Annotated in this window: 11 protein-coding genes; all 11 read right to left on the bottom strand. The window is 64.8% G+C overall.

What is annotated here, in order from left to right:
• Positions 1-126: 126 nt before the first annotated feature.
• The 11 genes from CL52_RS08995 to exaC all read right to left on the bottom strand — a co-directional run bounded on the left by CL52_RS08995 (position 127) and on the right by exaC (position 13,565).
• Positions 127-2,376, bottom strand: coding sequence for an Orn/Lys/Arg family decarboxylase (locus CL52_RS08995; protein WP_043219989.1), 2,250 nt, complete (start codon positions 2,374-2,376; stop codon positions 127-129).
• A 90-nt stretch (positions 2,377-2,466) separates the two neighbouring features.
• Complete coding sequence (locus CL52_RS08990) at positions 2,467-4,149, bottom strand: PAS domain-containing hybrid sensor histidine kinase/response regulator (protein WP_043219986.1); 1,683 nt, start codon at positions 4,147-4,149, stop codon at positions 2,467-2,469.
• On the bottom strand, positions 4,133-5,296 hold the full coding sequence (gene ercA, locus CL52_RS08985) for an alcohol dehydrogenase-like regulatory protein ErcA (protein WP_041105658.1): 1,164 nt from the start codon (positions 5,294-5,296) through the stop codon (positions 4,133-4,135). The genes CL52_RS08990 and ercA overlap by 17 nt, the downstream gene beginning before the upstream one ends.
• Positions 5,297-5,380: 84 nt before the next feature.
• Positions 5,381-7,255: an alpha/beta hydrolase family protein gene (locus CL52_RS08980; protein ID WP_043219984.1), complete on the bottom strand. Its 1,875-nt coding sequence runs from the start codon at positions 7,253-7,255 to the stop codon at positions 5,381-5,383.
• Positions 7,256-7,261: 6 nt separating this feature from the next.
• The gene (gene pqqE, locus CL52_RS08975) at positions 7,262-8,416 is read right to left on the bottom strand and encodes a pyrroloquinoline quinone biosynthesis protein PqqE (RefSeq protein WP_043219980.1); all 1,155 of its coding nucleotides are present in this window, start codon (positions 8,414-8,416) and stop codon (positions 7,262-7,264) included.
• Positions 8,388-8,666: a pyrroloquinoline quinone biosynthesis peptide chaperone PqqD gene (gene pqqD / locus CL52_RS08970; protein WP_043219979.1), complete on the bottom strand. Its 279-nt coding sequence runs from the start codon at positions 8,664-8,666 to the stop codon at positions 8,388-8,390. The genes pqqE and pqqD overlap by 29 nt, the downstream gene beginning before the upstream one ends.
• Before the next feature lie 67 nt (positions 8,667-8,733).
• On the bottom strand, positions 8,734-9,486 hold the full coding sequence (gene pqqC / locus CL52_RS08965; protein ID WP_043219977.1) for a pyrroloquinoline-quinone synthase PqqC: 753 nt from the start codon (positions 9,484-9,486) through the stop codon (positions 8,734-8,736).
• A gap of 30 nt (positions 9,487-9,516) precedes the next feature.
• Positions 9,517-10,428, bottom strand: a complete 912-nt coding sequence (gene pqqB, locus CL52_RS08960; protein ID WP_043219975.1) for a pyrroloquinoline quinone biosynthesis protein PqqB — start codon at positions 10,426-10,428, stop codon at positions 9,517-9,519.
• 53 nt (positions 10,429-10,481) lie between these two features.
• Complete coding sequence (gene pqqA / locus CL52_RS20640) at positions 10,482-10,553, bottom strand: pyrroloquinoline quinone precursor peptide PqqA (RefSeq protein WP_003253598.1); 72 nt, start codon at positions 10,551-10,553, stop codon at positions 10,482-10,484.
• Between the two features lie 152 nt (positions 10,554-10,705).
• Positions 10,706-11,824 carry an oxidoreductase gene (locus tag CL52_RS08955; protein WP_043219973.1) on the bottom strand — a complete coding sequence of 373 codons (1,119 nt, stop codon included), beginning with the start codon at positions 11,822-11,824 and terminating at the stop codon, positions 10,706-10,708.
• Positions 11,825-12,044: 220 nt separating this feature from the next.
• On the bottom strand, positions 12,045-13,565 hold the full coding sequence (gene exaC / locus CL52_RS08950) for an acetaldehyde dehydrogenase ExaC (protein WP_043219971.1): 1,521 nt from the start codon (positions 13,563-13,565) through the stop codon (positions 12,045-12,047).
• Positions 13,566-13,678: the final 113 nt, after the last annotated feature.

The raw sequence follows: 13,678 nt of genomic DNA, 5'->3' as shown, positions 1-13,678 counted from the left end.
CGCAACTATAACAAGCACCGCCTGCGGGGGTGAATGTGGATGCGGACGTTGTGAAACACGGCACGCAACACCGGCGCTGCTCGCCAAACCGCTCGTAAACCGCTGAGCTCGAAGAGAAAAGCGCCGTCACTGACAGATGCAATCTACCGTGTAGCCGAGCCCATCGGCGGCGCCGTCGTGTTGCAGGCCGTGCACGTCCGCGTCGAAGCCCGGAAAGCGCCTGGCGAATTCGCGGGCGAAGCGAAGGTAGTCCATGATCGAACGCGTCTGCGCACTGAAACGCTCGCCCGGCATGATCAGCGGAATTCCCGGCGGATACGGCACCAGCATGACGGCAGCGATGCGGCCCTCCAGTGCCTCGATTGGGACCGCCTCCACCTCCCCGCGCACCAGCTTCTCGTAGGCCTCCGACGGCGTCATGGCGATCTCCGGCAGGGTCGTGTACATGCGCCGCATGGCCCGCGCCGTAGCGTTGTCCCGATAGCAGGCGTGCAAGGCATCGCACAGGTCGCGCAACCCCATCCCGGCGTAGGCCTCTCGCCCCTGGCTGGCAATCGACGGCAGTGCTTCGCACAGCGGCAGGTTGGCGTCGTAATGACGCTTGAACTCGAGCAGCTCGGTCAGCAGCGTGCTCCATTTACCCTTGGTGATGCCCATCGAAAACAGCACCAGGATCGAATAGAGCCCGGTCTTTTCTACGACCAGCCCCCGTTCCCAGAGGAAGCGGCTGACGACTGCTGCGGGAATGCCGCGCTCGCTCAACGCCCCGGCGGCGGTCAACCCGGGCGTGACCAGCGTGACCTTGATGGGATCGAGCAGGACATAGTCCTCGGCGACATCGCCGAAGCCGTGCCAGTCGGCTTCGGGCTCCAGCAGCCAGTCCCGGCTGTGCAGCTGCTCGGCACCATCGGCGCGCGGCGATTGCCAGATCGTGAACCACCAGTCGCCCGGTGCGATGTGCTGACCGAGGTTCGCCAGCGCGCGGCGAAAGCTCAGTGCCTCATCGAAGGTCTCCTGGATCAGCGAGCGCCCGGCGGGCCCCTCCATCATCGCCGAGGCGACGTCCAGCGACGCCAGAATGCCGTACTGCGGCGAGGTCGAGATATGCATCATGAACGCTTCGTTGAAACGATCCCGGTCGAGCTGGCGGGTGGTGCTATCGAGCACATGGATCATCGACGCCTGGCTGAAGGCGGCGAGCAGCTTGTGCGTGGAATGGGTGGTGAAGATCAGCGGGCCCTGCTCGCGGGTATCCATGCCGTAGCGACCGTCATAGAACTCGTGGAAGGCCGCATAGGCGAACCAGGCCTCGTCGAAATGCAGGCCTTCGACGCTGTCACCCAGCGCTTTCTTGATCAGGTTGGCGTTGTAGCAGAGCCCGTCGTAGGTGGAGTTGGTCACGACAGCCAGCCGAACCTTGGGCTCACGCCCGCGCGTCAGCGGGTTGGCCTCGATCTTGGCGCGAATCGAAGCCTGGCTGAACTCCTCCAGCGGAATCGGCCCGATGATGCCGAGCTCATTGCGTGCCGGCGTCAGATAGAGCGGGATGGCTCCGGTCATGATGATCGAGTGCAGGATCGACTTGTGACAGTTGCGATCGACCAGCACCAGGTCGCCGCGGGTCACCATCGAATGCCAGACGATCTTGTTCGCCGTTGAGGTGCCATTGATCACGAAGAAGGTGTGATCGGCGCCGAAGTTGCGCGCCGCCCTCGCCTCTGCCGCGGCCAGCGGGCCGGTGTGATCGAGCAGCGAACCGAGTTCCGGCGCCGAGACCGAAAGGTCCGAGCGCAAGGTGTTCTCGCCGAAGAACTGGTGGAAGGCCTGCCCCACCGGGCTCTTGCGGAAAGCCACGCCACCCCCGTGACCGGGCGTGTGCCAGGAGTAGTTCGATTCGCTGGTGTGCTGGACCAGCGCACGGAAGAACGGCGGCAGCAGGTCGTTCAGGTAGTTGCGTGCCGCGCGCGCCACCTGGCGTGCCAGGAACGGCACGGTGTCCTCGTACAGATAGAGCAGTCCGCGCAGCTCGTTGAGGTCGGCCATGGCTTCGGCCGGTGCGTTCTCGATGGTCACCTGCTCGCCCAGGGCGAAGATCGGCAGTTGCGGTGCCCGGCGCCTGGCCACGCGAATGAGTTCGACCACGTCTTGCAACAACCGCTGATTTTCTCCGGCGCCCTCCGCCGCGACGAGGATGCACGCCAGGCCATGGTGTGTAGAGGCGACGATGCGCCCTTCCGCCGAACTCGCCGTGGGCAGGATGTTGAAGCCGTCCTGCTCGAGCTCTGCGGCGATGCCACGGATGCGCTCGCCGGCGACCGTATCGGCCTTGACGTCCCGATGGACGATCAGCACGGGGAAATTCAGTTCTTTGTACATGGGGACTCCAGCTGAACGGTTAGGCTCAGGGTAGAAGCGCCCACGCCAAAACGGTAGGGGCAGACGACCGCCAGCCCGAAGCCTGGCGGGTCAGCCGCCTGCCTTACCCTCACCCAGCAGGTGCGACAACACCGAGCGCATCTTGCCGGCCTTGACCGGCTTGTTCAGCACCGGAACGCCGAAGCCCTGCAAGGCCTGGCGGCACTCGTCGCTGCGGTCGGCGGTGATCATCACGACGGGGATATCGCGGGCGAAACGCTCGCGCAGCGCCTGCGCGACTTCCCAGCCGGTGACCTCGTGATCGAGGTGATAGTCGGCGAGGATGACGGCAGGCGGCTCATCGCCAAGCGCCTCGACCGCCTCGTCCAGGTTGGCCGCGGTGAGCACGCAGCAGCCCCACTGCCCGAGCAGCGCGGCCATGCTCAGCAGAATGCTGGACTCGTTGTCGAGCACGAGCAACCGGCAACCCGGCAGCGGATCGCCAAACGTCGTCGCAGCCGCCGAGGTGCGCTGCTCTCGGGCCGGCAGCGGCGCGAGCGGCACGTCGATGCTGAATACCGATCCGCGCCCGGGTTGCGAACGCACCTGCAGCGAATAGTCGAGCATGTTGGCGATCCGATCGACGATCGCCAGGCCAAGCCCCACCCCTTTGCGTTCGGCGGCCCGCTGCACGCCCAGCTGGTTGAATTCCTGGAAAATGGCGCCGATCTGGTCGGTGGCGATGCCGCGCCCGGTGTCCCAGACCTCGATACGTACACAGTCGCCACGGCGCCGGGCGCCGAGCAGCACCGTACCCTGATCGGTATAGCGACAGGCGTTGGACAGGAAGTTGCGCAGGATTCGGCTCAGCAGGCGAAAGTCGCTGTAGACCGCATAAGTCGGCACGAAGCAGCGCAGCTGCAGCTGCTCGGCCTCGGCCACGGACTGGAATTCCGAAGCCAGCGGCAGGAGGATTTCGTCCAGCCGGTAGGCGTCGATGTCCGGTTTGATCGCGCACTGGTCCAGCTTGGAAATGTCCAGCAGGTCGGTGAGCAGGTCTTCGGCGCCTTCCAGCGCCTGATGGGCGCGCTCGACCAGCGTCTGCTCCGGCACCGGCAGCGCCCGCTCGCGCAGCGTGGAGATCAGCAGGCGCGCCGCGTTCAGTGGTTGCAACAGGTCGTGGCTCGCCGCGGCGAGGTACTTGTCCTTGCTGCGATTGGCCGCCTCGGCCACATCCCGCGCCTCGCGCAGCTCACAGGTTCGCTCGGCGACACGCTGCTCGAGTTGCTCGTTGAGCTGTATCAGGCGCAACTGCGCCAGCTTGCGTTCGGTGATGTCGGCGACAAAGCCCTCTACCAGTCCGTCCTCGTCGGGCTTGACCAGCAGGTTCATGATCACGTCGATCGCACTGCCGTCGCGACGGCGCAGCCGCGTTTCGTACCCCAGCAGGGCCCGCTCGCTGCTCAGGGTCTGGCGAATCGTGCGCAGCTCGGCCTCGCCCCCCAGAAACAGGTGATGCGCCAGATCCGTCAGCCCCCAGAGGGCCTGCTCCGGCGTGTCGTAGCCGAGCATTCGCGCCAGCGCCGGGTTCGCCGCACGAATACCCTCCTGCAGGTTGGCCTGGAAGATGCCATGGACCGCATGCTCGAACAGCCACTTGTAGCGATTGCGCTCGGCCTCGAGCTCCTCGAGGCGCGCCAGCAGTTCCGGATAGTGACTCTTGCGTGCCGAATGACTGCCGAACCCCAGCAACTGCGCCAGAGCGTCGTGCTGGCCGTCAGAGGGCTTCGGCATAAACGACCTCGACGTCGCGCTGCGTCGACGAGCGGGGATTGGTGAGGATGCACGGGTCGCGCATCGCGTGTTGCGAAAGGAACGGAATGTCGCTCAGGTTCACGCCATGCAGCGAAAGGCTCTCGGTGAAGCCCACGGCGCGCTTGAAATCGATCAGATGGCTGACCAGCCGCTCGCGAACCTGCCGCTGGGTCAGGCCGCGGGTATCGATGCCCAGCGTTTCGGCGACGATCTTGAAACGCTCCGGCGCGGCATCGTAGTTGAAGGCGACCACATGCTCGACCAGCACCGCATTGCATAGCCCGTGAGGCAGGTCCAGGTAGCCGCCGAGGCTGTGCGACATGGCATGAACGGCACCGAGGATGGCATTGGAGAACGCCAGGCCGGCTTGCATGCTGCCGAGCATGACCTGCTCGCGCAGCTGGATATCGCCAGGGTTGGCAATCATCCGGATCAGGTTGCCGCCGATCAGGCGCATGGCCTCGAGTGCATGCGGGTCTGTCAGCGGGCCATGGCCGGTCGAGACGAACGCCTCGATCGCATGCACGAGTGCATCGATACCGGTACAGGCCGACAGGAAAGGCGACATGCTCAGGGTGGTTTCCGGGTCGATCAGCGACACATCCGGCACCGCGGCCTTGCTGACGATGGAAAACTTCATCTGCTCCTGTTGATTGGAGATGATGACGAATTGCGAAACATCAGCCGAGGTACCGGCCGTCGTGGGGATCAGGATGATCGGCGGGCTCGGCACGCGCAGCATGTCGACGCCCTCGAACTCGCTGATGTGGCGACCATGTGCGGCGACGATGCCGATGCCCTTGGCGCAATCCATCGGGCTGCCGCCGCCGACCGCGACGATCGCGTTGCAGCCCTCGCTGCGATAGAGCTCGGCCCCCAGCATCACCTCTTCGCAACGCGGGTTGGGCGACACCTGGGCGAACAGGCAATGCTCGATGCCAGAACGTTCCAGCGCAGCCTGCACGTCATCGACCCAGCCCGCGGCCTGAACGCCCGGATCGGTCACCAGCAGTACCTTGCGAGCACCGAAGTTGGCTGCACAGGTACCGACACTGTGGCGACATCCTGCGCCAAATACGATTTCCGGGGAGACGAACTTGCGCTGCAGGCTGATATTCGGGCTCATCACTACGGCCTTTTTATTTTTTGTAACAACAACGCAAAGCCTACTGCATTGAGGGGTTAATGCAATGCTCCGAACGGCGAGCGGTCAAGCCAGCAGACGAAGGTAGAAGCGCCACTCCCGCTCCAGCGCATCGGCCAGGTTGGCCGCGTCACGGAATCCGTGCCGCTCGTCGGGATAGCGCCGGTACTCGACCTCGACGCCCTGCGCCTGGAGTGCGGCGACCATGCGCTCGGTCTGCTCGGGCAGCACCACCGCGTCCAGCCCACCCTGGAAGAAGATCACCGGACTGCGGATATCTCCGGCCCGATGCAACGGCGAGCGCGCGCGATAGCGCTCGGGCAACTGTTCGGGATCGCCGATCAGCCAGTCCAGGTAATCGCCCTCGAACTTATGTGTCACCCGGCGCAGCACCCGCGGGTCGCTCACCCCGTAAAGGCTGGCGCCGCCACGAAACCGGTGCGATGCCGCCAGCGCCGACAGCGCGGTGTAACCGCCGGCGCTGGAACCGCGGACGAACACCCGCTGCGGATCGACCCGCTGCTGGGTGCTCAGTGCCTCGACCAGCGCCAGCGCATCTTCGACATCGGTTATGCCCCAAGACAGGTGCAAGCGCTGGCGGTAGGCACGTCCGAAGCCGGTGCTGCCACGGTAATTCAGGTCGGCGGCGGCAAAGCCGCGTTGGGTCCAGAACTGGATGCGTGGATCGAATACCGGATAACAGGCGGAGGTAGGCCCGCCATGCACAAAGATCACCAGCGGCGGTCGCGTGCCGCTCGGCGCCGCGCAGCGAGGATTGCGGGGCGCGAAGAAAAAGGCGTGGGCCGTCTCGCCGTTGGCTGTGGCGAACGCCAACGGCTCCGGCCGGGAAACGTCTTCGTCGGCCAGCGGCGACGCGCCTCCGGCCAGGACCCGCACGGATCCATCGCGTCGTTCGATGGCCAGAACGGCGGGCAGGCGCGTCGGCGAGCCGGCAATGCAGTAGAAGCGTTCGGCGTCGGCAGCCAGCTGTCGACAGCGGCTGAAGCCTTCGGCCAAGCGGCGCTGGGTGCCGGCGCCATCCGCTTCGAGCAACAGGCCGAACCCTTCGACCTGCCGGGTGAGCAGCAGCTTGCCATGGCCCAGCGGCAGGTAGCTGCAGGTCGCCAGTTGCCAGGGCGCTGGCGCGTGGTCATATGGCACTTCGATCAGCTGGCGGGCCCCGCGCTCCGTTTCGCACCATGGCTGCCACCAGCCGGAGTGATCGCTCAGCCAATGGAGTACGCCGTCAGCCGAGAAGCGCGGTTGCTGAACCGACTCGACGCAATTAGAGCCAGCCAGGCAACGCGGAGCGCACCATCGACCGTCGCTGCGTTGCGCAAGCTGCAACCGGCTCCGGCTCCAGGGTTGATGCGGACGATCCCATTCGACCCAAGCCAGGCGCTGGCCATCCGGGCTGAGGGTCGGTGCCGAATAGAAGTCCGTGTCTTCGGCAACCACCTGTCGCGCCCCGCCAGCGACTGCGATGCTGACCAAGCGGTGCCGCACGACGCCAGCTTCGTGGCTCTCCTCTATCGCAAGAACCGCTTCCGCCAGCGGGTCGTATTGCAGATCGCCGTAGCGCCGCTCGGCGGCGGAGGTCAGTGGCCATGGGGTAGCAGCCGCGTCGTCCACCGGCTGTAACCAGATCTGCTGATCGGCCTCGTTGACGAAGGCCAGCTGGTGCGGCAGCAGGCAGAAGGCACCGCCGCCATACTCGTAGACCCGGCTGCGAACGGAGAAACCGCGCGGCGTCACACAGCGCGCGGCTGTATCGCTGCGCCAATGCCAGAGCGTGCAGCGCGAGTCGCTCGGGCAGTAGTCGATCCAGTAGAGCCCGCCGTGCCCTGCGCACAGTTCGGCAAAGTCGCGGCTGGCTTCGGCTGCACGTTGCGCCGTCCAGGCGCTTGGCCAGTCACCGTAGGGCAACGTCGCAGCCGGCACCGGCCCTCAGCCCTTGCAGATCAGCTGCGAAGCCTGCGGATTGCGCCAGGTCAGCCCCTCGAGCGGCTCGGGCGCCTCCTCGGCCTGGCGGCGCGCGGCGAGAATCAGCTCATGCTGGCCCGACTTGCTGCAAACCGGGTCGGCATTGGCGGCGTCGCCGGTGAGCATGAACGCCTGACAGCGGCAGCCGCCGAAGTCGCGGGCCTTCTCATCGCAGCTGCGACAGGGCTCGGGCATCCAGTCATCGCCCCGGTAACGGTTGAAGCCAAAGGAGTGGTACCAGATGTGCTCGATGCTGTGTTCGCGCACGTTGGGAAACTGCACCGGCAGCTGACGCGCGCTGTGGCACGGCAGCGCAGTACCGTCGGGGGTAATGTCGAGGAAGAGGTTACCCCACCCGTTCATGCAGGCCTTAGGACGTTCCTCGTAATAGTCCGGCGTGACGAAGATCAGCTTGCATGGATGCTTTTCGGCCGCCAGGCGCTCACGCCACTCGTTGGTGATCTGCTCGGCGCGCACCAGCTGGGCCTTGCTCGGCAACAACCCGGCGCGGTTCAGTTCCGCCCAGCCGTAGAACTGGCAGGTGGCGAGCTCGACGAAGTCGGCTTCCAGCTCCAGGCACAGGCGGATGATGTTGTCGATGTTGTCGATGTTGTGCCGATGGGTGACGAAATTGAGCACCATCGGATAGCCGTGGCGCTTGACCGCACGAGCCATCTCCAGCTTCTGGGCGAAGGCTTTCTTCGAACCGGCGAGCAGATTGTTCACCTCCTCGTCCGCGGCCTGGAAGCTGATCTGGATATGGTCCAGCCCCGCCTCGGCGAAGCTGGCGATCTTCTCCTCGGTCAGCCCGATGCCGGAGGTGATGAGGTTGGTGTAGTAACCGAGTTCGCGGGCTGCAGCGATGAGCTCGACCAGATCCTGCCGAACCAGCGGCTCGCCTCCGGAAAACCCCAGCTGGGCCGCGCCCAGCTCGCGCGCCTGGCGGAACACCTCGATCCACTGCTCGGTGCTGAGCTCTTGCTGATGCGCGGCGAAATCCAGCGGGTTGGAACAGTAGGGGCACTGCAGTGGGCAGCGGTAGGTCAGCTCGGCCAGCAGCCACATCGGCGGGCCGACGCTCACGTCAGGCTTAGCGAAACTCGATCCAGAAACGTTCAAGCGCAACCTCCAGAAAGCCCAGAATGTCTTCCTCGATCCCTTCGGCTTCGGGGAACCGGGCCTGCAATTCGGCGACGATGGCGCCTGCGGTACGCGCCCCGTCGACCAGTTCGAGCACTGCCGAGGCGCTCTCGTTGAGCTTGATCATGCCCTCGGGGTACAGCAGCACATGACAGTCCTGGGCCGGCTCGAACTGAAAGCGATAGCCGCGGCGCAATGCCGGAACCTTCAGCAGGATGTCGTCGCTCATCGATTCGTTCTCCGGGGATGCATGACACACAACAGCATCTGCATTCCACTACGTCCAGGCCTCGGCATCACAAGGCGATGCCACGATGCCAGACCCGCTCGCGGGTCACGGTGTGGTACGGCGGGCGGTCCAGCTCATAGGCCATGCTCATGGCATCGAGCATGCTCCAGAGCACGTCGAGCTTGAACTGCAGGATCTCGAGCATGCGCTCCTGCGCCTCGCGGGTGCGATAGTGCTCGAGCGTGATACGCAGGCCGTGCTCGACATCACGCCGCGCTTCCTTGAGCCGCTTGCGGAAATAGTCGTAGCCGGCCGGGTCGATCCAGGGGTAATGCTGTGGCCAGGCATCCAGCCGCGACTGATGGATCGTCGGCGCGAACAGCTCGGTGAGCGAGCTGCTGGCCGCCTCCTGCCAGCTGGCGCGACGGGCGAAATTCACATAGGCATCGACTGCGAAACGGACGCCAGGCAGCACCAGCTCTTCGGACAGCACCTGCTCGCGATCGAGCCCCACGGACTCGGCCAGACGCAGCCAGGCCTCAATCCCACCCTCCTCGCCGGGACGACCGTCGTGATCGATGATTCGCTGGATCCACTCGCGCCGGGTCGCGCGATCCGGGCAGTTGGCCATGATCGCCGCATCCTTCACCGGAATGCACACCTGGTAGTAGAAACGGTTGGCCACCCAGCCCTGGATCTGCTCGCGCGTGGCGCGCCCCTCGTACATCGCACGATGGTACGGATGGTGGATGTGGTAGAAGTCGCCCTTGGCGCGCAGCGCCTGCTCGAATTCGGTGGGGCTCATGGCCGGCAGCGTCATGAAAGCAGTCCTTTTCTGGTTCGTCTGGTGCTACAGCTCGATGTCCATGCCATCGAAGGCGACTTCGATGCCGTGCTCGTCGAGGATCCTGCGCTCGGCCGACTCCTCGTCGAGGATCGGGTTGGTGTTGTTGATGTGAATGAGGATCTTGCGCTTGCCCGGCACGCCGTCGAGCACCTCGATCATGCCGCCCGGGCCGCTCTGCGGCAGGTGGCCCATCTCACTGCCGAGTTTGTCGCCTACCTCGCGCACCTGCATCTCGTCGTCACGCCAGAGCGTACCGTCGACCAGCAGGCAATCGGCGCCGCGCATGGTCTCGCACAGCGCCTCGCTCACCTGGCCGAGCCCCGGCGCATAGAACAGACGCCCGCCGCTGCGGCGATCCTCGATCAGCAGCCCGATGTTGTCACCCGGATGCGGATCGTTGCGGTGCGGTGAATAGGGCGGCGCTGAGCTGCGTAGTGGAATCGGCGAGATCAGCAGATTCGGGCAGCAATCGATGGAGAACTGCCCTTCCAGGCCGATGGGGTTCCAGCGCAGCCCGCCATTCCAGTGCGAAAGCATGTTGAACAGGGGGAAACCGGTGGTCAGGTCCTGATGGACCATCTCGGTACACCACACCTCGTGCGGGCACCCTTCGCGCAGGGTCAGCAGGCCGGTGGTGTGGTCGATCTGGCTGTCGAGCAGGATGATCGCGCCGATTGCCGTATCGCGTGGGCGACGCGCCGGTTGCAGCGCGGGAAACGACTCGAGCTGGGCACGAATGTCCGGCGAGGCGTTGCAGAGAATCCAGTTTTGCCCGTCGTCACTGATGGCGATGGACGACTGGGTGCGCGGCTGGGCGCGAAGCGTGCCGTTGCGCACCCCGGAGCAGTTGGCGCAGTTGCAGTTCCACTGAGGGAAGCCGCCTCCAGCGGCAGATCCGAGAATCCGTACGAACATAGGCCAGCTCCCCTCCAAAAAAGCAAAGCCCCGGCTGACCGGGGCGCAGCCAATCAACGATTGGCGAAATACATGGTCACTTCGAAACCAATACGCAGGTCAGTGAAAGCGGGTTTGGTCCACATGGGTCGGTCCTCTTTTTCTGTGCCGGACGATTCCGACAACCTCATTAAGCACCCTGTTCCGCATGAGCAGAATGGTACTTTGGAAGGAGACAACAGCCTGCATTGGTAGTGCTGAAGTCACAGCGCCTGTCGCTGGCGGAACAGCTATCGGCTCACGCACGCAGCGTGGCCGGACGGTCGTTCGCATTGCGCCAGGCCAGCTCGTTGGTCAACGTCGCCATGGGCTGGAGCATCGCCTGCTCGAAGCTCGCCAGCCCGGCACCGGCCTCGATGCGCCTGGGCCAGTCATGGTTCGCAAGCGCTGCCTTGCCGATGGCCACGAGCGCCACATCATCACGCTCGAGCAAGGCATCGGCCTGCTCGCCGGTGGTGATGCCGCCGTTGCCGATCACCGGTATCGGCACGCAGCGGCTGGCAATGGCTGCCAGGCTCGGGCCTTCGCCGAACGCTGGCTGGGCGGCGTCGTACTCGGTGACGTGCAGATAGTCCAGCCCCGCATCGGCGAGCGTCGCGAAGCGGATCTTCGCCTCCTCGATGCCGCCGTCCCACTTCAATCGGCCGTCGGTCACCATGCCCTGCGATAACCGCATGCCGACCACGAAACGCTCGCCGACCACCTCGCGCACGCGTCGCAGGACGGCAAGCGGCAGCGCCAGCCGGGCCTTGAAGTCACCGCCCCAGCGGTCGTTACGCTGATTGAACTCGACGCTGAGAAACTCATGTAGCAGGTAGCCGTTGGCCGCGTGCAGCTCGACCCCATCGAAACCGGCGTCGCGTGCATGCAGTGCAGCCTGGGCAAAGCCTTCTATGGCCTGCTGGATCTCCTCCTCGCTCATTTCGGCAGGCGTGGAGTAAGGCCCTTCACCACCGTAAAAAGCCAACTGCTGGCCCGCGGGCTGCACGGCCGAGGGCCCGACGTGGCGCGCATGGTGGATGTTGCCCTGGGTTTGCGCACCGCCGTGCATGAGCTGCGCGATGAACAGCGCGCCCGCTTCGTGCACCGCCTCGACCACCGGCTTCCAGCTATCACGCTGCGCGGCGGTGGCCAGCCCTGGCTGGTTGAAGTAGCCCTGGCTGTACTCGGTGTCAGTGTAGGTGCCTTCGCTGATCAGCATGGCAAAGCCGCCTTCGGCAAAGGACTGGTAATAGTCGCGCATCAGCTCGTTGGCCTGCCCGTCGGGTTCGGCGCTGACACGGGTCATCGGCGCGAGCACGGCGCGATTGCGCAGCGTCAGGTGCTTGAGTGCGAATGGGTCTGCAAGACGTGGCATATCGGATTCCTGCTGGGGGGATATGCCTTTCAGAGACCGCCAAGCGGGCCGAGTTCGCCGTGGGCGATGGCCGGGGACCTGCTGAAAAAAAAAAGAACGCGGCCGAAGCCGCGTTGCAATAAAGCTGCCGGGTGCATGGGAGGGAGGCCGACGGCAGCCGTGCACCTTGGGTGCTTGCAAATAACCGGCGCGCTGGAGCGAACGCGCCGGGCCGATCAGATCAGAAGAAACCCAGCGGGTTGATGTCGTAGCTGACCAGCAGGTTCTTGGTCTGCTGATAGTGGTCGAGCATCATCTTGTGGGTTTCGCGGCCAACGCCGGACTTCTTGTAGCCACCGAACGCGGCATGCGCCGGGTACAGGTGGTAGCAGTTGGTCCAGACGCGGCCGGCCTTGATGCCACGACCCATGCGGTAGGCACGGTTGATATCGCGGGTCCAGACGCCGGCACCCAGGCCGAACTCGGTATCGTTGGCGATGGCCAGGGCCTCGGCTTCGTCCTTGAAGGTCGTGATGCCGACCACCGGGCCAAAGATCTCTTCCTGGAACACACGCATCTTGTTGTCGCCCTTGATCAGGGTCGGCTGGATGTAATAACCGCTGGCCAGGCCGCCTTCGAGCTTCTCGGCCGCGCCGCCGGTGAGGATCTGCGCGCCTTCCTGCTGGGCGATTTCCATGTAGGAGAGAATCTTGTCGAACTGCTGCTCGGACGCCTGGGCGCCGACCATGGTGTCGGTATCCAGCGGGTTGCCGCGCTTGATCGCCTTGATCTTCTTCATCACCACTTCCATGAAGGGCTCGTAGATCGATTCCTGGATCAGCGCGCGCGACGGGCAGGTGCACACTTCGCCCTGGTTGAAGAAGGCCAGCACCAGGCCTTCGGCGGCTTTCTCGATGAAGGCCGGCTCGGCATTCATGATGTCGTCGAAGAAGATATTCGGGCTCTTGCCACCCAGTTCCACGGTGCTCGGAATGATGTTCTCGGCCGCGCACCGCATGATGTGCGAGCCCACCGGGGTCGAACCGGTGAAGGCGATCTTGGCGATGCGGGTGCTGGTCGCCAGTGCCTGGCCGGCTTCACGACCGAAGCCCTGGACGATGTTCAGCACGCCCGCCGGCAGCAGATCACCGATGGCCTCGATCAGGACCATGATCGACAGCGGAGTCTGCTCGGCCGGCTTGAGCACGATGCAGTTGCCGGCAGCCAGGGCCGGAGCCAGCTTCCACGCGGCCATCAGCAGCGGGAAGTTCCACGGAATGATCTGGCCGACCACGCCCAGCGGCTCGTGGAAATGGTAGGCAGCGGTGTGCTCGTTGATCTCGGCGGCCGAGCCTTCCTGCGCACGGATGCAGCCGGCGAAGTAGCGGAAGTGGTCGGCAGCCAGCGGCACGTCGGCGTTCAGGGTTTCGCGCACGGCCTTGCCGTTGTCCCAGGTTTCGGCGACAGCGAGCTTTTCCAGGTTGGCTTCGATGCGATCGGCAATCTTCAGCAGGATGTTGGCGCGATCCTGAACCGAGGTGCGTCCCCAGGCGTCGGCAGCAGCGTGGGCGGCATCCAGCGCCTTTTCGATGTCTTCGGCACCGGAACGCGGAAACTCGGCGATGACTTCACCGTTTACCGGCGAGGTGTTGACGAAGTACTCACCCTTGACCGGCGGGACAAACTCACCACCGATGTAGTTGCCGTAGCGCGGCTTGAAGGAAATGACGGCGCCTGGCGTACCGGGTTGTGCGTAGATCATGGATGCGGCCTCTCTCTTTCTTTCTGCTTGTAGAGCCTGCGCCAGCGGGCACAGGGCATGGACCGATCTTAGGCAGTGCCATGAAGGCCCAGGTATGCCCCCATGGCAGCGAT

The organism is Stutzerimonas balearica DSM 6083 (assembly GCF_000818015.1).
GTDB lineage: Bacteria > Pseudomonadota > Gammaproteobacteria > Pseudomonadales > Pseudomonadaceae > Stutzerimonas > Stutzerimonas balearica.
Note: the sequence above shows the minus strand (reverse complement) of the source record. Positions and strands in the feature narration are given on the sequence as shown.